The organism is Kitasatospora sp. NPDC049258, assembly GCF_040678895.1.
GTDB lineage: Bacteria > Actinomycetota > Actinomycetes > Streptomycetales > Streptomycetaceae > Kitasatospora.
On sequence record NZ_JBFAQT010000013.1, the window covers coordinates 139422 to 157565 of the forward strand.

Here is an 18144-nt window from a genome sequence, read left to right on the forward strand (position 1 = left end):
GCCGTGTACCAGCACTGCGTCGGCCTCGGCTACCACTGCGAGTCCACCTACCAGCTGCGCCGGATCACCGGCAGCGACCGGGCCCACTTCTTCGACTGGCTCGACCTCGACTTCGAATCCGTCCTGGAGGCCGTGGCCACCGACTTCCGCACCGTACTGCGCCCCGGCCTGGTGGAACCGTTCGACGACGGCCGGTGCGCACTCGACCGGGGCAGCGACATCCGCTTCTTCCATGACTTCCACCCGGCCGCCCCCGGCCCGCTCACCCAGGCCGACATCGACCGCGAACTCCCGGTCGTCCGGGCCAAGTACCAGGCGCTGGCCGAGCGTTGGCGGGCACTCTCGAGTTCCGCGGACCGGGTCCTCTACGTGCACCACGACGCCTTCGACGAGCTCGCCGCCGCCGATCTGCGCCGGCTGCGGGCGACCCTCGCCGCCGAGCACCCCGGCCACCGCTTCGCCCTGCTCTGGCTGCGCCGGACCGCACCCGAGGACGCCGACCGGCTGCCCCCCGGGATCGCCTGGGGCACCGTCGCCGCCGCCCCCGGCCGCTGGGAGGGCGACGACGACCAGTGGGACGCCGCCTTCGCCGCCCTGCACCGCCTCGACCCGGCCCAGCTCTGGCCCCGGCACCAGCCACCCCTCGGAGACCGGCACCGATGAACCACCCGACGCCCCAGCACCCGACGCCCCAGCACCCGGCGGCACCCCGCTCGACGCCCCCCGAACCGGCTTGGCGCACCGTCATCCTCTCCCCGCACTTCGACGACGCCGCCCTCTCGCTGGCCGGACTGATCCCCGAACTCCCCGGCCCGGTGGCCGTGGTCACCGTCTTCGGCGGCGCCCCCGCCACCCACCACCCGGTCTCCTGGTGGGACGCCACCTGCGGCTTCTCCACCGCCCGCGAGGCGTACGCCGCCCGGCTCGCCGAGGACGCCCGCGCCTGCGCGCTGCTCGGCGCCCAGCAGGTGGTGCTCGACCACCCCGACGGCCCGTACGGCGACGGCGGCGAGCCGACCGGGATCGACGACCTGCTGGCCGCCCTCCCGGCGGACACCACCGTGCTCGTCCCGGTCGGCTCGAACCAGCCCGACCACCAGCGCGTCCGGGACCGCGCGCTGGCCGTGCTGGCCGGCCTCGGCGCCGCCCCGCCGCTGGTCTACGCGGACCTCCCGTACACCGGTCACCTCCCCGAGTGGGCCACCGACCGGGCCGACCGGGCACTCGCCCGCAGCCCGATGTGCGGCCTGGCCTACCAGGACCTGCTGCGCACCCACCGCAGCACCGTCCGCCACCACCTGCGGCTGGACGACCGGCAGTGGGCCGCCAAGCGCGCGGCCGTGCTCTGCCACGCCTCCCAGCTCGCCCCGCTGGCCGCGGACCACGGCAGCCTGCTGGCCCGCACCGGCCCGCTGCGCGCGGAGCTGGTCTGGTCCCTGGAGGCCCGCGGATGACCGGCCCCGAGCGGATCCTGACCGCCCGCGGCCTGGTGAAGGAGTACCGCCGCGGCCGCGCCGTCGACGGCGTCGACCTGACCGTGCACGCGGGCGAGCGGGTCGGCCTGCTCGGCCCGAACGGCGCCGGCAAGACCACCACCCTGCTGATGTGCCTCGGCGCCGTGGAGCCCGACGGCGGCACCGTGGAGATCCTCGGTCACCGCCTGCCCGCCGCCCGCCCGGCCGCCATGGACGCGGTCGGCTTCGTGGCGGGCTACCTCCCGCTGCCCGACCGCCTCCGGGTGCGCGAGTACCTGCGGCTGTACGCCGACCTGTACGGCCTGCGGCACCCGGGCCCCGCTGTCGACGCGGCCCTGGAGCGCTTCGGCCTGGCCCACCTCGCGTCCGCGATCGGCACCGAACTCTCCAGCGGCCAGCGGACCCTGGTCGGGATCGCCAAGGCCGCCCTGCACGCCCCCCGACTGCTGGTGCTGGACGAGCCGACCGCCTCGCTCGACCCGGACATCGCCCTGCGGGTGCGCACCGCGCTGCTCGACCTCTCCACCGGGCACGGCACCGCACTGCTGGTCACCAGCCACGACATGGTCGAGGTGGAACGCCTCTGCGGGCGGGTGGTGTTCCTCGCGGCGGGCCGGGTGGCCGCGGACGGGACGCCCGAGGAGATCGCCCGCCGCTACGGGCGCGCGGACCTGGAGGGTGTCTTCCTGCACCTCGCCGCGGAACGCGACCGGGCCAGGGGGGCCGCCGCATGACCCTCGACCTGGCGGCCCGCCGCGCCCCCGCCGCGGCCTGCGCGCACCGGGTCCGCGCGGTCACCCGCCGGCACTGGCTGGTGCTCCGGCGCAGCCCGCACCGCTTCTTCGACGTGCTGGTCTGGCCTGCCGTGGACACCCTGCTCTACGGCTCGATCGGCCTGTTCGCGGCGGACGCCGCCGGGTCGGCCGGCGCCGGCCTGGCGGTCTTCCTGCTGAGCGGCACGGTGCTCTGGCACCTGGTGCACCAGACCCAGATCTCGCTGGCCACCGGCTTCCTGGAGGAGACCTGGTCGCGCAATGTGCTGGGCCTGCTCACCACCCCGCTCAGGGGGTGGGAGTACCTCGCCGGGGTCGGCCTGTTCGCGCTGCTGCGCACCGCGGTCAGCACCACCGCCGTCGCCGGACTCGCCCTGGCCGCCTACGCGTTCGACATCAGCTCGCTCGGCCTCGGGCTGATCCCGGTGGCCGCCCTGCTGCTCGCCTGCGGCTGGGCGGTGGCGCTGACCGTGGTCGGCCTGGTCCTGCGGTACGGCAGTGGCGCGGAGGCCCTGGTGTGGGGCGCGCTCTCGGTGGTGATGCCGCTGTCCGGCGTCTTCTACCCGGTCTCCACCCTGCCGGCGCCGCTGCGGCCGGTCGCCGCCGCGCTGCCCACCACGCACGTCTTCGCGGTCGGACGCGCGCTGGCGGCGGGCCACGGCATGCCCTGGCGGGAGCTGGCCCTGGCCACCGGCGGCACCGCCGTCCTGCTGGCCGGCGGGCTGTTCGCCCTCGGCCGGATGCTCCGCTCGTTCCGCCGCCGCGGCCTGGTCACCCGGTACTCCTGACCGGGGGCGTCGCCCGGTCAGCCGTAGGTGGGGTGCTGCGGCCAGCCGGGCGGGGAGTCCTCCCAGGCCTCCTGCCGGCCGTACGGGGTGAGGTCCAGGATGCTGTTGCCGAAGACCAGCCGGTCGACCCCGCGCGAGGTGGTGCTGTAGGTCCGGTACACCTGATCGCCGTCGCGCAGGAAGACGCTCAGCAGGAAGCCGCCGCCCGCCCCGCAGTCCGCCGAGAAGGACGTGCCGTGCGAGGAGACGAACGGCAAGGTCCAGCCCAGCCGTTCCTTCTCCGCCTCGATCCGGGCGAGCGGCATGTTCGACACCGTCACCCAGGTGACCCCGCGGTCGGCGAGCCGGGCCGGGCCGGCCGCGGGCACGTTGTCGGTGAACCAGGTGCAGCCGGGGCAGAGCCGGTCCGGGCCCAGGTCCATGAACTGGTAAACCACCAACTGGTCGCGGCCCTCGAAGAGTTCGAGCAGGCTCCGGGGGCCGGCGGGGGTGTCGAACAGGTACTCCTGGTCGAACCTGACCATCGGTAGCCGGCGCCGGCGCGCCGCGAGCGCGTCCAGGGTGCGGGTGGCTTCCTTCTCGGCCGTCAGAAGCTCCTCGCGGGCGAGCTGCCAGTCGGCGGCCGACACGATCTCGGGTGTCTCCATGTCCGGATTGTCGCCGATCGGGTGGGTATGGACGACCGGGCCGCGCCGGGGCGCGGGGCCCGCGGCGCGGCCCGGTGGTGGTCAGCCCTGCCCGTAGCGGCGGCGGTACTGCTCGACCCGGCCGGCGGTGTCCAGGATCCGGGTCCTGCCGGTCCAGACCGGGTGGCTCGCCGAGGAGGTCTCGACGTCGACCACGGGGTAGCGGCGCCCGTCCGTCCACTCCACCGTGCCGTTGCCGGCGAGCGTCGAGCGGGTGAGGAAGGCGTACTCCCCGGCGCGGTCCCGGAAGACCACCGGACGGTACGCGGGGTGGATGCCGTGCTGCATGTCGTCTCTCCTCTGCTGCTGCTGCTGCGGGCGGTGGTTCAGCGCTGTTCGCGGAACAGCACGTGCTCGCCGGCGACCGGGTCGAACTTGCGGATCTCCAGCCGGTCCGGGTCGTTGCGACGGCTCTTGCGGGTCACGTACGTGTAGCCGGTGCCGGCCGTCGATCGCAGGGTCACGATCGGGCGCAGGTCGCTGCGGGCCATGATCGCCTCCTTCTCCTGGCAATGGAAGTCATTGTCATGGGGTCGCAACCGGGCGTGCCGCCGAATCATTCCCGGCGGGCGAAGCGCGTGGAAGGGGCACTATGCACTCGGTGTATACCTGCGGGGTATAGTCCCTGCCATGTCACTCGGACACACCATCCTCGGGCTCCTGGAGTCCCACCCGCGCCACGGCTACGACCTGAAGCGCGCCTACGACGAGCAGTTCGGCCGCACCCGCTCGCTCGCCTACGGCCAGGTCTACTCCACCCTCTCCCGACTGCTGAAGAGCGGACTGGTCGAGGTCGAGGGCGTCGAGCCCGGCGACGGGCCCGAGCGCAAGCGGTACGCCATCACGGAGGCGGGCGTGACCGACGTGGCCGGCTGGCTGGCCCGCCCGGAGAGCCCCGAGCCCTACCTGCAGAACACCCTCTACACCAAGGTCGTGCTCGCCCTGCTGACCGGGCGCCGGCCGTACGAGGTGCTGGACGTGCAGCGGGCCGAGCACCTGCGGCAGATGCGCGAGCTGACCCGCCGCAAGGCCGCCGGCGACCTCGCCGACCAGCTGATCTGCGACCACGCGCTGTTCCACCTGGAGGCGGACCTGCGCTGGCTGGAGCTGACGGCCGCCCGCCTGGACGAGCTCGGCCGGGAGGTGCGGCCGGCATGAGGATCTCTCCCGTCGAGGCCGTCGAGGCCGACGAGGGCGTCGAGCCGGTCGAGGCCATCGGCTCCGACCCCGCCGCCGAGCGGGCGGCGGCCCGCCCCGGCGCCCTGCTGAGCGCCGCCGGACTGGGCAAGCGGTACGGGCCGACCACCGCACTGGCCGGCGCCGACCTGTGGGTGATGCCGGGTGAGCTGGTCGCCGTGATGGGCCCCTCCGGCTCCGGCAAGTCCACCCTGCTGCACTGCCTGGCCGGCATCATCCGGCCGGACACCGGCACCGTGACCTACCGCGGCCAGGAGCTGTCCGACCTCTCCGACCGCAGCCTCAGCGCGCTGCGCCGCACCGACTTCGGCTTCCTCTTCCAGTTCGGCCAACTGGTGCCCGAGCTGTCCTGCCTGGACAACGTCGCACTGCCGCTGCGCCTGAACGGCCTGCGCCGGCGCGCCGCCGAGGCCCGGGCCCGTGAGTGGCTGGAGCGGCTGGAGGTCGAGGACGCCGCCGGGCAGCGGCCCGGCGAGATCTCCGGTGGCCAGGGCCAGCGGGTCGCGGTGGCGCGAGCCCTGGTCACCGGGCCCCGGGTGGTCTTCGCCGACGAGCCGACCGGAGCGCTCGACTCGCTCAACGGCGAGCGGGTGCTCCAACTCCTGCGCGCCGCGGTCGAGGAGACCGGTGCCGCGGTGGTGCTGGTCACCCACGAGGCCCGGGTCGCCGCCTACACCGACCGCGAGGTCGTGGTCCGCGACGGCCGGACCGGTGCGCCGGGGGCGGGCCGGTGAAGCCGCCTTCGCCCCGGCCGGAGCGCCGCGTCCCGAGCGGGATCGCGGTCGGCCTGGCCGCCGCCGCCCTGCTGCTCGCGCTCGCCCACTCCGCGGGCGACGCCTCTGGGGAGGGACGGGACCGGCCGGCGCCCGGCCCGCTCGGCGACAGCCGGCGGCTGCTCCGGCTGGGCTGGAGCGCCGTGACCGCCCCCGACCTCTCCGCCGTGCTGGTCCACGGCGACGCCCGCGACCCGGAGACGGCCCCGTGAACCAGACCGCCCGCCCGCCCGCGCCGACCGTCCGGCTGCGCCGGCTCGGCCACCTCGCCCTCGGCATCCGGTTCGCCTTCACCGGCGGCCGGGACAGCCGGGCCCGTACCGTGCTGACCGCGGCCGGCGTCGGCCTCGGTGTCGCGATGCTGCTCCTCGCCTCCTCGTTCCCCGGGATGAAGCACCACCGCGACGACCGGATCCATGCCCTGGTCGACACCATGCACGCCGACCCCGACCTGGCCGCCTCCGACCGGACCCTGCTGCTGATGGACGCCGGTACCCGCTTCCGGGGGGCCGAGGTGCGCGGCCGGATCGTGCAGCCCGAAGGCCCGCTGGCCCCGCTGCCGCCGGGCCTGAGCGGCTACCCGAAGCCCGGCGAGATGGTGGTCTCGCCCGCCCTCGCCGACCTGCTCGGCTCCGCCGAGGGCCGGCTGCTGAAGGAGCGGCTGGACCACCCGGTGAGCGGCGAGATCGGCAGCGGCGGCCTGGTCGGCCCGGGTGACCTCAGCTTCGTCCTGGGCAGCGACCGCCTCGACGCGGCCCACGGCGCGCTGCGGATCGACTCCTTCGGCGACCGGTACCCGCCCCGCGCGCTGGAGCCCGAACTGGTGCTGCTCACCGTGGTCGGCATCGTGGTGCTGCTCACCCCGGTGGCGGTGTTCGCCGGCGCCGCCACCCGGTTCGGCGGCGAGGCCCGCGACCGGCGGCTGGCCGCGCTGCGACTGGTCGGCGCCGACCGGGCGATGACCGCCCGGATCGCCGCGGGGGAGTCCCTGGCGGGCGCCGTCGCCGGCCTGGCGGCGGGCTGGCTGCTCTTCCTGGCCGCCCGGCGGCTGGCCGAGTACGTGACCCTCCAGGGGCTGAGCGTCTTCGCCGCCGACATCGACCCCGATCCGCTGCTGGCCGTCTCGGTGATGGCGGTGGTGCCGCTGCTGGCGGTGGCCGCCACGCTGCTCGTGATGCGCGGGGTGGCCGCGGAGCCGCTCGGCGTGGCGCGCGGCTCCGCGGCCACCCGGCGCAGGCTCTGGTGGCGGCTGGCGCTGCCGGCCGCCGGGGCCCTGCTGATCGGCCAGGCCCAGGGCCGTACCGACCTGATGGCGGCTCCCGAGCTGCTGGCCGCCGTGGTGCTCGGCATGGTCCTACTGCTGGTGGGCATCGCCGTGGTGCTGCCCGCCCTCCTGGACCTCACCGTCCGGCACCTGCCGACCGGCCCGCCGTCCTGGCAGCTGGCCGTCGGCCGGCTGCGGCTCAGCGGCGGGGCCGCCTCCCGGACCACGGCCGGCGTGCTGGTCGCCGTGGCCGGCGCGATCGCCCTGCAGAGCCTGTTCGGCGGCATCGCGGCCGGCCACCGGGAGCGCGATCCGCGCGGCCCGGCGGCCCGGGCGGTGGCCCCCGGCGGCACGGTGACCCTGGAGGGCGGTGGCGAGCGGGCCGCCGAACTGGCCGCGCGGCTGCGCGCGGTGCCCGGCACGGCCGAGAGCGTGGGCTACACCGAGTTGTGGCTGCGGGAGACCGCGGTCGAGGTCGGCGGGACGGACCTCGTGCGGGTGGGCGACTGCGCCGCCCTCAAGGCTTTCGCGGTGCTGCCGTCCTGCGCCGACGGCGACGCCTTCGTGGTGACCGGCGGCCTTCCGGCCGGCGGTGCGGCCCACCGGCCGGTGCCGGGCGCCGAGGTCACGGCGATGGACGACCACCAGGGGGTGCGCTGGCACCTTCCCGCCGCCCTGCCGGCGGTCGAGGCCCGCCCCGGCCCGGGCGGCCGCCTCCTCGACGGCATCGTGCTGGCCACCGCGGCTGCGCTGCCCGACGGGGTGCGCGCCGGCCGGCCCGCCCAGGTCGAGCTGACCCTGGACGGCGGCGTGCCGGACGCCCGGGAGCGGGTGCGCAACGCCCTCGCCGCGGTCGACCCGGCGGCCCGGGTGGCGTTCCCGGACGAGACCGTGGACGAGGCCGACCGCGGCTTCGACGGGATCCGCCGGGCGCTGACCGCCGCGGCGACCGCCACCGTGCTGCTGATCTCGCTGAGCATGCTGGTCGGCCTGCTGGAGCAGCTCCGCGAGCGCCGCCGGACGCTGGCCTGCCTGGCCGCCTTCGGCACGCCCCGGCGCACCCTGGCGTGGTCCCTGCTGTGGCAGAGCGCGCTGCCGACGGCGGTCGGCCTGCTGCTGGCGGTCGCGGTCGGCACCGGCCTCGGGCGCACCCTGCTCGCGCTGGCCGGCCTGCCCGCCGCGATCGACCGGACGGGCGTAATCACCCTGGCGGGTACGGCGGCGGCCGCCGTCCTCGGGGTCACCGTGCTGACGCTGCCCGCGCTGCGGCGCGGCACCCGGCCCGCCGCCCTGCGCTACGAGTAGCGGCGGCCCCGTCGGCCGCCCCGACGGGCGGAGGACGGCCCGGCTTCGTACGCTCGATCCATGTCCGATGCGCACGCGGCCCGACGGGAACGTCTCCGGGAGTACTGCAGTGCCTCCGGGGCGGACGCCGCGCTGGTCACCCGCGCCGCCAACGTCCGCTACCTCACCGGCTGCCCGCCGTGCGGCGCGAGCCTGCTGCTCACCCGGGACCGGGTGCTGCTGGCGGTGCCCGACGACCTGCCTCCGGACGACAGCGGCGAACACCTGATCGCCGAGGACGTCGCCCGGTTGCCGGTGCTCTCGCAGACCGACACCGCGCTGGCGCTGGCCGAGGCGGCCGTCCGGCTGAAGGTGGCCGACCTGGCCGTGGAGGAGCACGACCTCACGGTCGGCCGCCACCGCGGCCTGGCCGCCACCGCGACCGGGCTGCGGCTGCTCGACCTCGACCAGGCGGTCGAGCGGCTGCGGGTGGTCAAGGACGAGCACGAGATCGCCGACCTGCGGATCGCGGCCGAGATCGCCGACCAGGCGCTCGGCGAGCTGCTGGAGTCGATCCTGGTCGGCCGGACCGAGCGGCACCTGGCGATGGAGCTGGAGCGCCGCATGATCGACCACGGCGCCGACCGGGCCGCCTTCCCGGTCTCGGTCGGCACCGGCGGCCACTCCGGGCTGGAGCACCACCAGCCCACCGACCACCGGGTGGAGGAGGGTGACTTCCTCACCGTGGTGCTCGGCGCCCAGTACCGCGGGTACGGGATCCGCACCGCCCGCACCTTCGTGATCGGCGCGGCCCCGGCCCCCTGGCAGGTGGAGCTGCACCGGCTGGTCTTCCACGCCCAGCGGGCCGGCCGGGAGGCGCTCGGGCCGGGGGTACCGCAGCACGTTCCGGACGACGCGGCCCGTTCGATCCTCCAGGCGGCCGGCCACACCGAGCGCTCGGTGCATCCGGTCGGACACGGAATCGGACTGGAGATCCGGGAGGCGCCGCGTCTGGGCCCCGCCGACATGGGTAAACTGGACAATCGCGTGCCGGTCACCGTCGGTCCGGGGGTCCATCTCCCGGGCAGGGGCGGCGTCCGGATCGAGGACACGCTCGTGGTGCGCCCCCCTGAGGAGGGCGGGCCCGAGCTGCTCACCATAACGACCAAGGAGCTCCTCGCCCTGTAGCCGTGGCCCCGGCCCGGCAGCAGGTTGCGCGTCCTTCTTGGTTCCTTGACAGCTATATCCAGGAGTTAGTGCGCCCGTGGCTTCCACGAACGATCTCAAGAACGGCATGGTCCTCAAGCTTGACGGCGGCAAGCTCTGGTCCGTCGTCGAGTTCCAGCACGTCAAGCCCGGCAAGGGTCCGGCCTTCGTGCGCACCAAGCTCAAGGAGGTCCTGACCGGCAAGGTCGTCGACAAGACCTTCAACGCGGGCACCAAGGTCGAGACCGCCAACGTCGACAAGCGTGGCATGCAGTTCTCCTACAAGGACGGCGAGCAGTTCGTGTTCATGGACACGGACACCTACGACCAGCTCCCGATCGACCCCTCGGTCGTCGGCGACGCCGCCAAGTACCTTCTGGAGGGCTTCGAGGCCCTGGTCGCGGTCTACGAGGGCGCCCCGCTGTACATCGAGCTCCCGGCCTCGGTCGAGCTGACCATCGAGCACACCGAGCCCGGCGTGCAGGGCGACCGCTCCACCGGCGGCTCCAAGCCGGCCACCCTGGAGACCGGCGCCGAGATCCAGGTCCCGCTCTTCATCGTCACCGGTGAGAAGATCAAGGTCGACACCCGCGACGGCAGCTACCTCGGCCGGGTGAACAAGTAACCGTGGCGGCTGCACGCAGCAAGGCCCGCACCAGGGCCTTCCAGATCCTGTTCGAGGCGGATCACCGTGGTGTCTCCCCCGAGCAGGTGCTCGCCGACTGGGTGGCCCGCGCACGCGAGCCCAAGCCCGACGAGGGCATCCCGCAGGTGGCCGAGTACACCATGCAGCTGGTCGAGGGGTACTCCCGGTACGCCCGCCGGATCGACGACCTGATCGCCACCTACGCGGTCGGCTGGACGCTCGACCGGATGCCGGTCGCGGACCGCAACGTCCTGCGCCTGGGCACCTACGAGCTGATCTGGGAGGACGGTGTCCCGGACGCGGTCGTGGTCGACGAGGCCGTCGAGATCGCCAAGGAATACTCCACGGATGACTCGCCCGCTTTCGTGAACGGCCTGCTGGCCCGCTTCATGGAGCTCAAGCCGACCATCCGCCGGGACTGACACGTCCCCCGCGTGAAGGCCGCCGGACCTCGGTCCGGCGGCCTTCACGCGTTCCCGGCCGACGTACGGTCCTGGTCGGCCGGGCGCCCGCGGCGTAGGCTACTCGCCAGTAACCAGGCGCAGGCCGGGACCGTCGCAGCGAAGGACACGTACCCATGACCACCGCGATACGCAGCGAGTTCGACCGGGGCATCGCCCTGACCCCGCATTCCGAGCAGCCGGGCCGGTACGAGGCCGAGCTCGACGCCGGCTGGCAGATCGGCGGCGGCATCAACGGCGGCCTGCTGCTCGCGGTGGCCGGCCACGCCCTGTCGCTGCGTCACGGGGAGCACCCGGACCCGGTGTCGATCAGCGGCTACTACCTCTCGGCGGCCCGGCCCGGCCCCGCGAGCGTGCGCACCGAGCTGGTGCGCCAGGGCCGCTCGCTGTCCACCGGCACCGCCTCGCTGAGCCAGGACGGCGAGGAGCGGCTGCGGGTGCTGGCCACCTACGGCGACCTGGACGGCCTCGGCGGCGAGGTGCGCACCACCGCCCGGCCGCCGGTCATGCCGCCGCCCGAGGAGTGCGTCGGGGTCGAGCACGCGCCGCCGTCCCTGCTCGACCAGGCGGCCCTGCTGGAGCGGTTCGACCTGAGACTCGACCCGGCCACCATCGGCTGGGCGCTCGGGCAGCCCTCGAAGGAGGGCCGGATCCAGGGCTGGTTCAAGCTCGCCGACGGCCGCGAGCCGGACCCGCTGCTGCTGCTCCTGGTGGCCGACGCGCTGCCGCCGGTCACCTTCGACCTCGGCCTGCCCGGCTGGGCCCCGACCATCGAGCTCACGGTGCACCTGCGGGCCAGGCCCGAGCCGGGCTGGCTGCGGGTCAGCCACGCCACCCGCAACCTGGCCGGCGGCTACTTCGAGGAGGATGCCGAGGTCTGGGACTCGGCCGGCCGGCTGGTCGCCCAGTCCCGCCAGCTGGCGCGGGCGCCGCGCCCGCAGTAGGCGACGGCGCCGGTCGCACTCGGTTACAGGCCTGTGACAACGCGTACGTGTGCGGCGGGTGAGGGTGGGGAGGAAGAGGGGCAGCGGCCGACCGGCCGCCCCCTACGACTCCCCGCCCCCCAGGAGCCACCGATGCCCCGCAACAGCCGCACCCCCCGGTCCTCCCGCTGCACCTCCACCGGGGCGGGGGGCGGCCGTCGGCCCGAGGAGGCCTTCGTCACCGGGATCCTCACCAGTGCGGAGGACTTCGAGCGGGCCCGCCCCTGGCGGCTGACCGAGGCCGCGGACCATGCGGCCTACCTGCGGGACACCGCGACCCTGCTGACCGAGGCGCGCCGGGTGTTCGGCACCGTCCAGGCCCGGATGTTCCACCCCGAGGACTTCGCCGACTTCTGCCTGCTGCACGCGCTGGACCCGACCGAGCAGAGCTCCCGGGAGCGCTACCTGGTCAATCCGCCGCTGCAGACCCAGCTGCTGCCCTACCAGGGCGAGGAGCTCGCCGGTGACTTCCTGCCGCGCCTGGTCCGGGCCCGGGAGGGCGGGCTGACCCTGCGCCACGCCGACCTGCTGCTGGACGGCGGGCTGTGCGGCTCCCCGGAGGAGCTGCTCCCGCAGGTCCGGCAGGCGTACGAGCGGGCCTCGGAGATCTTCCGCCGGATGCTGGTCGGCGCGGGCGCCGGCACCTACCAGTTCCACTGCGTGGTGGACGGGCCCGGCGGGCGGCTGGCGGCGGACGCCCGGATCCTGCACTGGGAGGACGGGGTGGTGCGGATCCATGACGAGGACCTCGACCTGGTCTGCGCGGTGCTCTGCGCCGGGCTGGTCCGGGAGCTGCCGGGGGCGGCCCTGCTGCACGGCTCGCAGGGCTCCGCGGGGGCCTGCGGGGAGTACCGGCAGGTGGCCTGGGCCTGGCAGAGCACCGGGTTCGGCTACGCGCCGGCCGCGGTCGAGCTGGACGGGGTGGAGGCGCGGCCGGGCTTCAGCCTCGGCTCGGTGTGCTGAAGGCGCCGCCGCCGGGCCGCTGTCCGGACGGCGCGACGGCGGGGTGCGCGACAGCGCACCCCGCCGTGACGTTTCTGCTGACGGTTGGGCGTCAGCCCGCGTCCTCCTCGCGCACCGCGCGGCGGGCGTCGGGGTTGAGCACGCCCCAGCTGATCAGCTGCTCGGTGAGGATCGACGGCGACTGGTCGTAGATCACGGCCAGCGTGCGGAGGTCGTCCTGGCGGATCGACAGCACCTTGCCGTTGTAGTCGCCGCGCTGGCTCTGGATGGTGGCCGCATAGCGCTGCAGGGGGCCGGCCTTCTCGGACGGCACCTGAGTCAGTCTCTCCAGGTCGAGCACCAGGCGCGGCGGCGGCTCGGCCGCGCCGCCCGGGGTCCCGCCGGGGAGCAGCTCCTGCACCGGGACGCCGTAGAACTCGGCCAGCTCGGCCAGGCGCTGCACCGTCACCGCGCGGTCGCCACGCTCGTACGAGCCGACGACGACTGCCTTCCAGCGACCCTGGGACTTCTCCTCGACGCCGTGCAGGGAGAGACCCTGCTGAGTGCGGATCGCCCGGAGCTTGGCCCCGAGTTGCTTCGCGTAGTCGCTGGACATAGATCTCCCCGGACGAGATTGCTTCGCGTTCAGTGGTGAGCCACGAGCGAGCGGGTGATGACCGCGGATCCGGCCGACCGTACCGGTGGGTACAGAGGCGGTCTCGTAACTCACTGTGAGGTTACGTAGAGTGAGGTAGTCGCGTCAAGCCGAATGGGGCAGTCGTGCGAATAGCTCGGGGCGGCTCCGTGAACCGGCGCGGTACGGCCGATCGGGTGAAGCGGAACCAGCCGGTCCTGAACGCGGGTGAGCGCACTGCTACCATGGGCGAGGCTTCCGCCACGGTCGGGAGTGCAATTCCAGACATCCTTTAAGGCCCGTCCAGTGAGGCGGGGAAGGAGGTCCGCTTCGGCATGACCACACACATTCCATCGGCGCCGCGTCCGCCGCACCAGGTGCTCGACGCCGGGGACATCACCCGGATCGTCACCCGGATCGCCCACGAGATCGTCGAACGCGCCAAGGGCGCCGACGACGTGGTGCTGCTCGGCATCCACACCCGCGGTGTCCACCTCGCCCGCCGGCTGCAGACCCGGCTCAACCAGGTGGCCGGCCGCGAGATCCCGCTCGGCACCCTGGACATCACCATGTACCGGGACGACCTCCGGCTGAAGCCGGCCCGCGCGCTGGAGCACACCGAGATCCCCGCCGAGGGCATCGACGGCAAGCTGGTCATCCTGGTCGACGACGTGCTGTTCTCCGGCCGCACCATCCGGGCCGCGCTGGACGCGCTGAGCGACATCGGCCGCCCACGCGCCGTCCAGCTCGCCGTACTGGTCGACCGCGGCCACCGCGAGCTGCCGATCCGCGCCGACTACGTGGGCAAGAACCTGCCCACCTCGCTGCGCGAGGCCGTGCAGGTGCAGCTCGCCGACACCGACGGCCGGGACGCCGTCCTGGTCGGCGACCGCGACTACACCGCCCGGTCCTCCCAGGCGCTCGCCGCCCAGCCGTCCGACCCGCACCTCCCGGAGTGACCGCGTGAAGCGCCATCTCGTCTCCACCGCAGACCTCAGCCGCGACGACGCCCTGCTCATCCTGGACACCGCCGAGGAGCTGGCCCACCTCTCCGGACGCTCCGTCAAGAAGCTGCCCACGCTGCGCGGCCGCACCGTCGTCAACCTCTTCTTCGAGGACTCCACCCGCACCAAGACCTCCTTCGAGGTCGCCGAGAAGCGGCTGTCCGCCGATGTCATCAACTTCTCCGCCAAGGGCTCCTCGGTCTCCAAGGGCGAGAGCCTCAAGGACACCGCGCTGACCCTGCAGGCGATGGGCGCCGACGCGGTGGTGATCCGGCACCACGCCTCCGGCGCGCCGGCCCGGCTGGCCCAGTCCGACTGGCTGCACGGCAGCGTGATCAACGCCGGCGACGGCACCCACGAGCACCCCACCCAGGCGCTGCTGGACGCCTTCACCATCCGGCGCCACCTCAACCCGGGCGCCGGGCACGACCTGGCCGGCCGCCGGGTCACCATCGTCGGCGACGTCCTGCACAGCCGGGTGGCCCGCTCCAACGTCCACCTGCTGACCACGCTCGGCGCCGAGGTCACCTTCGTGGCCCCGCCCACCCTGCTGCCGATCGGGATCGAGAACTGGCCCTGCCAGGTCTCCTACGACCTCGACGCGGTGCTGCCCAAGACCGACGCGCTGATGATGCTCCGGGTCCAGCGCGAGCGGATGAACGCGGCGTTCTTCCCGACCGAGCGCGAGTACTCCCGGCGGTACGGCATGGACGGCATCCGGATGGCGCAGCTGCCCGAGCACGCCATCGTGATGCACCCCGGCCCGATGGTCCGCGGCATGGAGATCACCGCCGAGGTCGCCGACTCCCCGCGCTGCACCGCGGTCGAGCAGGTCGCCAACGGCGTCTCCACCCGGATGGCCGTGCTGTACCTCCTGCTCGGCGGGGCGGTCTTCGCCGACGCCGCCGCAGACACCACCCGTACCGACTCCCCGGAGGCCGCCAAGTGACGAGCTACCTGATCCGCAACGTCCAGATCCTCGGCGGCGCGCCCCAGGACATCCTCATCGCCGACGGCGTGTTCCGGGAGATCGGCACCGGCCTGACGGCCGAGGCGGACGTGGACATCGACGGCCGCGGCCTGATCGCCCTGCCCGGCCTGGTCGACCTGCACACCCACCTGCGCGAGCCCGGCCGCGAGGACGCCGAGACCGTGCTGACCGGCACCCAGGCCGCCGCCAAGGGCGGATACACCGCGGTGCACGCGATGGCCAACACCTTCCCGGTGGCGGACACCGCCGGTGTGGTCGAGCAGGTCTGGCGGCTGGGGCAGGAGTCCGGCTACTGCGACGTGCAGCCGGTCGGCGCCGTCACGGTCGGCCTGGAGGGCAAGAAGCTCGCCGAGCTCGGCGCCATGCACGACTCCGCCGCCGGGGTGCGGGTCTTCTCCGACGACGGCAAGTGCGTGGACGACGCGGTGATCATGCGCCGCGCGCTGGAGTACGTGAAGGCCTTCGACGGCGTGGTCGCCCAGCACGCCCAGGAGCCGCGGCTGACCGAGGGCGCCCAGATGAACGAGGGCCAGGTCTCCGGCGAGCTCGGGCTCGGCGGCTGGCCCGCGGTCGCCGAGGAGGCGATCATCGCCCGGGACGTGCTGCTCGCCGCGCACGTCGGCTCCCGGCTGCACGTCTGCCACCTCTCCACCGCCGGCTCGGTCGAGATCGTCCGCTGGGCCAAGGCCAAGGGCTGGGACGTGACCGCCGAGGTCACCCCGCACCACCTGCTGCTCACCGACGAGCTGGTACGCAGCTACGACCCGGTCTACAAGGTCAACCCGCCGCTGCGCACCGCCGCCGACGTGGAGGCGCTGCGGGCCGCGCTGGCCGACGGCACCATCGACGCCGTCGCCACCGACCACGCGCCGCACCCGGCGGAGGACAAGGACTGCGAGTGGGCGGTCGCCGCGATGGGCATGGTCGGGCTGGAGACCGCGCTGTCGGTCGTGCAGCAGACCATGGTCGACACCGGCCTGCTGAACTGGGAGGGCGTGGCGGACCGGATGTCCCGCCGGCCGGCCCGGATCGGGCGCCTGACCGGCCACGGAAGGCCCGTCTCGGTCGGTGAACCGGCGAACCTGGTGCTCTTCGATCCCGCGTACCGTGGTGCCGTGGATCCCGAAACCTTCGCGACGCGCAGCCGCAACAGCCCCTACCGCGGTCTCGACCTGCCCGGGCGGGTGCACGCCACCTTCCTGCGCGGCACGGCCACGGTGCTGGCCGGCGAGCTGGCCGAGCAGGGCGATCTCAAGTGACCGCCCTCGTGACGGCCCCGCTCGCCGCCGAGGGCCAGGCCAAGGTGACCGACTGGCCGGGCTACATCGGCTGGACGGTCGGCCTGGTGATCGTGATCGCGCTGGTCTACTGGCTGATGCGGCAGGGCTGGAACTGGCGCCGCACGCTGCAGTCCGACCTGCCGCCGCTGCCCGAGGTGCCGGCCGACCCCGGGCCGGCCACCCTCACCGCCGCCGGCCGCTACCACGGCACCACCACCGCCGGGAACTGGCTGGACCGGGTCGTCGCGCACGACCTGGGCACCCGGAGCCTGGCCGACCTCACCCTCACCGAGCGCGGCCTGCTGGCCCGCCGCCCGGGCGGCACCGACCTGTGGATCCCGGTCGAGGTGCTGGCCGGGGCCCGCCAGGACTCCGCCATCGCCGGCAAGGTCGTCCCCTCCGGCCTGCTGGTCGTCGGCTGGCGCCTGGGCACCACCGGCCTGGAGTCCGGCTTCCGGCTGGACCAGCCGGACCAGCACGCGGCCTGGATCGCCGCCATCCTCGAACTCTCCACCCGCACGCAGCAGACGGAAGGCACCGCATCATGACCGCACCTGCCCCGACCACTCAGCGCTTGAGGCGGGAGCGCGTGCCCGCCGTGCTCGTCCTGGAGGACGGCCGGACCTTCCGCGGCCAGGCCTACGGCGCGCACGGCGAGACCTTCGGCGAGGCGGTCTTCAACACCGGCATGTCCGGCTACCAGGAGACCCTCACCGACCCGTCGTACCACCGCCAGGTGGTCGTCATGACGGCCCCGCACATCGGCAACACCGGCGTCAACGACGAGGACCCGGAGTCCCGGCAGATCTGGGTCGCCGGCTACGTCGTGCGCGACCCCTCCCGGGTGCCGTCGAACTGGCGCTCGCGCCGCTCGCTGGACGAGGAGCTCGCCGCGCAGGGCATCGTCGGCATCAGCGGTGTCGACACCCGGGCGCTCACCCGGCACCTGCGCGAGCGCGGGGCGATGCGGGTCGGCATCTTCTCCGGCCCCGCGCTGGCCGACGAGGCCGCCCTGCTGGCCCGGGTCAACGAGGCACCCGAGATGAAGGGCGCGGACCTCTGCGCCGAGGTCGCCACCACCGAGCCGTACGTCGTGCCGGCCGTCGGCACCAAGCGCTTCACGGTCGCCGCCATCGACCTCGGCATCAAGGCGATGACCCCGCAGCGGATGGCCGAGCGCGGCATCGAGGTGCACGTGCTGCCCGCCAACTCCACCATCGAGGACGTCTACGCGGTCGAGCCCGACGGCGTGTTCTTCTCCAACGGCCCGGGCGACCCGGCCACCGCCGACCACCAGGTCGCGGTGATGCAGGGCGTGCTGGCGCGCAAGACCCCGCTGTTCGGCATCTGCTTCGGCAACCAGATCCTCGGCCGCGCGCTCGGCTTCGGCACCTACAAGCTGAAGTACGGTCACCGCGGCATCAACCAGCCGGTGCAGGACCGCACCACCGGCAAGGTCGAGGTCACCGCGCACAACCACGGCTTCGCCGTGGAGGCCCCGCTGGACAAGGTCAGCGACACGCCGTACGGCCGGGCCGAGGTCTCCCACGTCTGCCTGAACGACAACGTGGTCGAGGGCCTCCAGTGCCTGGACACCCCGGCGTTCAGCGTCCAGTACCACCCGGAGGCCGCGGCCGGCCCGCACGACGCCGCGTACCTCTTCGACCGGTTCGTCGAGCTCATGCGCGGCGACCAGGCCCAGCACAGTGTCGACTCGATGGCCGGTGCCCCGGCCCGCACCACCACAGGGAGCTGAC

The 18144-nt window shown here is 74.2% G+C and carries 22 protein-coding genes; 18 read left to right on the forward strand and 4 right to left on the reverse strand.

Annotated elements, in window-relative coordinates; genetic code table 11:
• The first annotated feature begins 3 nt into the window (after window positions 1–3).
• From AB0K43_RS14105 to AB0K43_RS14120, 4 genes are read left to right on the forward strand one after another with little or no spacing between them, the layout of a single operon-like run.
• Window positions 4–663: a papain-like cysteine peptidase gene (locus AB0K43_RS14105; RefSeq protein ID WP_363639289.1), complete on the forward strand. Its 660-nt coding sequence runs from the start codon at window positions 4–6 to the stop codon at window positions 661–663.
• Window positions 660–1454, forward strand: a complete 795-nt coding sequence (locus tag AB0K43_RS14110) for a PIG-L family deacetylase (RefSeq protein ID WP_363639291.1) — start codon at window positions 660–662, stop codon at window positions 1452–1454. Before AB0K43_RS14105 ends, AB0K43_RS14110 begins: the two co-directional genes overlap by 4 nt.
• Entirely contained in the window at window positions 1451–2209 is a 759-nt protein-coding gene (locus AB0K43_RS14115; RefSeq protein ID WP_363639293.1) for an ABC transporter ATP-binding protein, read from the forward strand. The genes AB0K43_RS14110 and AB0K43_RS14115 overlap by 4 nt, the downstream gene beginning before the upstream one ends.
• Complete coding sequence (locus AB0K43_RS14120; RefSeq protein ID WP_363639295.1) at window positions 2206–3036, forward strand: ABC transporter permease; 831 nt, start codon at window positions 2206–2208, stop codon at window positions 3034–3036. The genes AB0K43_RS14115 and AB0K43_RS14120 overlap by 4 nt, the downstream gene beginning before the upstream one ends.
• Before the next feature lie 17 nt (window positions 3037–3053).
• Here AB0K43_RS14120 and AB0K43_RS14125 read toward each other — a convergent pair whose 3' ends face one another.
• The 3 genes from AB0K43_RS14125 to rpmG all read right to left on the reverse strand — a co-directional run bounded on the left by AB0K43_RS14125 (window position 3054) and on the right by rpmG (window position 4213).
• Window positions 3054–3683 (reverse strand): DUF899 family protein, encoded by a 630-nt coding sequence (locus tag AB0K43_RS14125; protein ID WP_363639297.1) that lies wholly within the window; start codon window positions 3681–3683, stop codon window positions 3054–3056.
• An 81-nt stretch (window positions 3684–3764) separates the two neighbouring features.
• Window positions 3765–4010, reverse strand: coding sequence for a type B 50S ribosomal protein L31 (locus AB0K43_RS14130; protein ID WP_363639299.1), 246 nt, complete (start codon window positions 4008–4010; stop codon window positions 3765–3767).
• Between the two features lie 38 nt (window positions 4011–4048).
• Window positions 4049–4213, reverse strand: coding sequence for a 50S ribosomal protein L33 (gene rpmG / locus AB0K43_RS14135; protein WP_363639301.1), 165 nt, complete (start codon window positions 4211–4213; stop codon window positions 4049–4051).
• A 139-nt stretch (window positions 4214–4352) separates the two neighbouring features.
• Here rpmG and AB0K43_RS14140 point away from each other — a divergent pair, with 139 nt between their 5' ends.
• From AB0K43_RS14140 to AB0K43_RS14180, 9 genes are all read left to right on the forward strand, one after another.
• Complete coding sequence (locus tag AB0K43_RS14140; protein ID WP_363639303.1) at window positions 4353–4880, forward strand: PadR family transcriptional regulator; 528 nt, start codon at window positions 4353–4355, stop codon at window positions 4878–4880.
• Window positions 4877–5653 carry an ABC transporter ATP-binding protein gene (locus AB0K43_RS14145; protein ID WP_363639305.1) on the forward strand — a complete coding sequence of 259 codons (777 nt, stop codon included), beginning with the start codon at window positions 4877–4879 and terminating at the stop codon, window positions 5651–5653. Before AB0K43_RS14140 ends, AB0K43_RS14145 begins: the two co-directional genes overlap by 4 nt.
• Window positions 5650–5904: a hypothetical protein gene (locus tag AB0K43_RS14150; RefSeq protein WP_363639307.1), complete on the forward strand. Its 255-nt coding sequence runs from the start codon at window positions 5650–5652 to the stop codon at window positions 5902–5904. Before AB0K43_RS14145 ends, AB0K43_RS14150 begins: the two co-directional genes overlap by 4 nt.
• Window positions 5901–8261, forward strand: a complete 2361-nt coding sequence (locus tag AB0K43_RS14155) for an FtsX-like permease family protein (RefSeq protein ID WP_363639308.1) — start codon at window positions 5901–5903, stop codon at window positions 8259–8261. Before AB0K43_RS14150 ends, AB0K43_RS14155 begins: the two co-directional genes overlap by 4 nt.
• Window positions 8262–8321: 60 nt before the next feature.
• A complete protein-coding gene (locus AB0K43_RS14160; protein WP_363639309.1) occupies window positions 8322–9428 on the forward strand; it encodes an aminopeptidase P family protein in 1107 nt (368 codons plus the stop codon).
• A gap of 76 nt (window positions 9429–9504) precedes the next feature.
• Window positions 9505–10071, forward strand: a complete 567-nt coding sequence (gene efp, locus AB0K43_RS14165) for an elongation factor P (protein WP_363639310.1) — start codon at window positions 9505–9507, stop codon at window positions 10069–10071.
• Between the two features lie 2 nt (window positions 10072–10073).
• Window positions 10074–10514, forward strand: coding sequence for a transcription antitermination factor NusB (gene nusB, locus AB0K43_RS14170; RefSeq protein WP_350638606.1), 441 nt, complete (start codon window positions 10074–10076; stop codon window positions 10512–10514).
• A gap of 155 nt (window positions 10515–10669) precedes the next feature.
• Window positions 10670–11497 (forward strand): thioesterase family protein, encoded by an 828-nt coding sequence (locus AB0K43_RS14175; RefSeq protein WP_363639312.1) that lies wholly within the window; start codon window positions 10670–10672, stop codon window positions 11495–11497.
• 132 nt (window positions 11498–11629) lie between these two features.
• Window positions 11630–12499, forward strand: a complete 870-nt coding sequence (locus AB0K43_RS14180) for a hypothetical protein (RefSeq protein ID WP_363639314.1) — start codon at window positions 11630–11632, stop codon at window positions 12497–12499.
• 91 nt (window positions 12500–12590) lie between these two features.
• On the opposite strand, the gene AB0K43_RS14185 is transcribed toward AB0K43_RS14180, so the two are convergent.
• Window positions 12591–13094 (reverse strand): transcriptional regulator, encoded by a 504-nt coding sequence (locus tag AB0K43_RS14185; protein ID WP_014134541.1) that lies wholly within the window; start codon window positions 13092–13094, stop codon window positions 12591–12593.
• Window positions 13095–13447: 353 nt separating this feature from the next.
• Here AB0K43_RS14185 and pyrR point away from each other — a divergent pair, with 353 nt between their 5' ends.
• From pyrR to carA, 5 genes are read left to right on the forward strand one after another with little or no spacing between them, the layout of a single operon-like run.
• Window positions 13448–14071 (forward strand): bifunctional pyr operon transcriptional regulator/uracil phosphoribosyltransferase PyrR, encoded by a 624-nt coding sequence (gene pyrR, locus AB0K43_RS14190; RefSeq protein ID WP_363639316.1) that lies wholly within the window; start codon window positions 13448–13450, stop codon window positions 14069–14071.
• Window positions 14072–14075: 4 nt separating this feature from the next.
• Entirely contained in the window at window positions 14076–15065 is a 990-nt protein-coding gene (locus tag AB0K43_RS14195; protein WP_363639318.1) for an aspartate carbamoyltransferase catalytic subunit, read from the forward strand.
• A complete protein-coding gene (locus AB0K43_RS14200) occupies window positions 15062–16366 on the forward strand; it encodes a dihydroorotase (RefSeq protein WP_363639320.1) in 1305 nt (434 codons plus the stop codon). Before AB0K43_RS14195 ends, AB0K43_RS14200 begins: the two co-directional genes overlap by 4 nt.
• Window positions 16363–16935, forward strand: a complete 573-nt coding sequence (locus AB0K43_RS14205) for a hypothetical protein (protein ID WP_363639322.1) — start codon at window positions 16363–16365, stop codon at window positions 16933–16935. Before AB0K43_RS14200 ends, AB0K43_RS14205 begins: the two co-directional genes overlap by 4 nt.
• Window positions 16932–18143 (forward strand): glutamine-hydrolyzing carbamoyl-phosphate synthase small subunit, encoded by a 1212-nt coding sequence (carA, locus tag AB0K43_RS14210; RefSeq protein WP_363639324.1) that lies wholly within the window; start codon window positions 16932–16934, stop codon window positions 18141–18143. The genes AB0K43_RS14205 and carA overlap by 4 nt, the downstream gene beginning before the upstream one ends.
• The last annotated feature ends 1 nt before the right edge of the window (window position 18144 follow it).

What these genes read in the sequence shown, in the direction of transcription:
- carA (WP_363639324.1), top strand. Translation starts at nt 16,932, where the DNA reads ATGACCGCACCTGCCCCGACCACTCAGCGCTTGAGGCGGGAGCGCGTG.
- AB0K43_RS14130 (WP_363639299.1), bottom strand. Translation starts at nt 4,010, where the DNA reads ATGCAGCACGGCATCCACCCCGCGTACCGTCCGGTGGTCTTCCGGGAC.
- AB0K43_RS14110 (WP_363639291.1), top strand. Translation starts at nt 660, where the DNA reads ATGAACCACCCGACGCCCCAGCACCCGACGCCCCAGCACCCGGCGGCA.
- AB0K43_RS14115 (WP_363639293.1), top strand. Translation starts at nt 1,451, where the DNA reads ATGACCGGCCCCGAGCGGATCCTGACCGCCCGCGGCCTGGTGAAGGAG.
- pyrR (WP_363639316.1), top strand. Translation starts at nt 13,448, where the DNA reads ATGACCACACACATTCCATCGGCGCCGCGTCCGCCGCACCAGGTGCTC.
- AB0K43_RS14180 (WP_363639314.1), top strand. Translation starts at nt 11,630, where the DNA reads ATGCCCCGCAACAGCCGCACCCCCCGGTCCTCCCGCTGCACCTCCACC.
- AB0K43_RS14120 (WP_363639295.1), top strand. Translation starts at nt 2,206, where the DNA reads ATGACCCTCGACCTGGCGGCCCGCCGCGCCCCCGCCGCGGCCTGCGCG.
- AB0K43_RS14185 (WP_014134541.1), bottom strand. Translation starts at nt 13,094, where the DNA reads ATGTCCAGCGACTACGCGAAGCAACTCGGGGCCAAGCTCCGGGCGATC.
- AB0K43_RS14160 (WP_363639309.1), top strand. Translation starts at nt 8,322, where the DNA reads ATGTCCGATGCGCACGCGGCCCGACGGGAACGTCTCCGGGAGTACTGC.
- AB0K43_RS14175 (WP_363639312.1), top strand. Translation starts at nt 10,670, where the DNA reads ATGACCACCGCGATACGCAGCGAGTTCGACCGGGGCATCGCCCTGACC.
- AB0K43_RS14125 (WP_363639297.1), bottom strand. Translation starts at nt 3,683, where the DNA reads ATGGAGACACCCGAGATCGTGTCGGCCGCCGACTGGCAGCTCGCCCGC.
- AB0K43_RS14145 (WP_363639305.1), top strand. Translation starts at nt 4,877, where the DNA reads ATGAGGATCTCTCCCGTCGAGGCCGTCGAGGCCGACGAGGGCGTCGAG.
- AB0K43_RS14140 (WP_363639303.1), top strand. Translation starts at nt 4,353, where the DNA reads ATGTCACTCGGACACACCATCCTCGGGCTCCTGGAGTCCCACCCGCGC.
- rpmG (WP_363639301.1), bottom strand. Translation starts at nt 4,213, where the DNA reads ATGGCCCGCAGCGACCTGCGCCCGATCGTGACCCTGCGATCGACGGCC.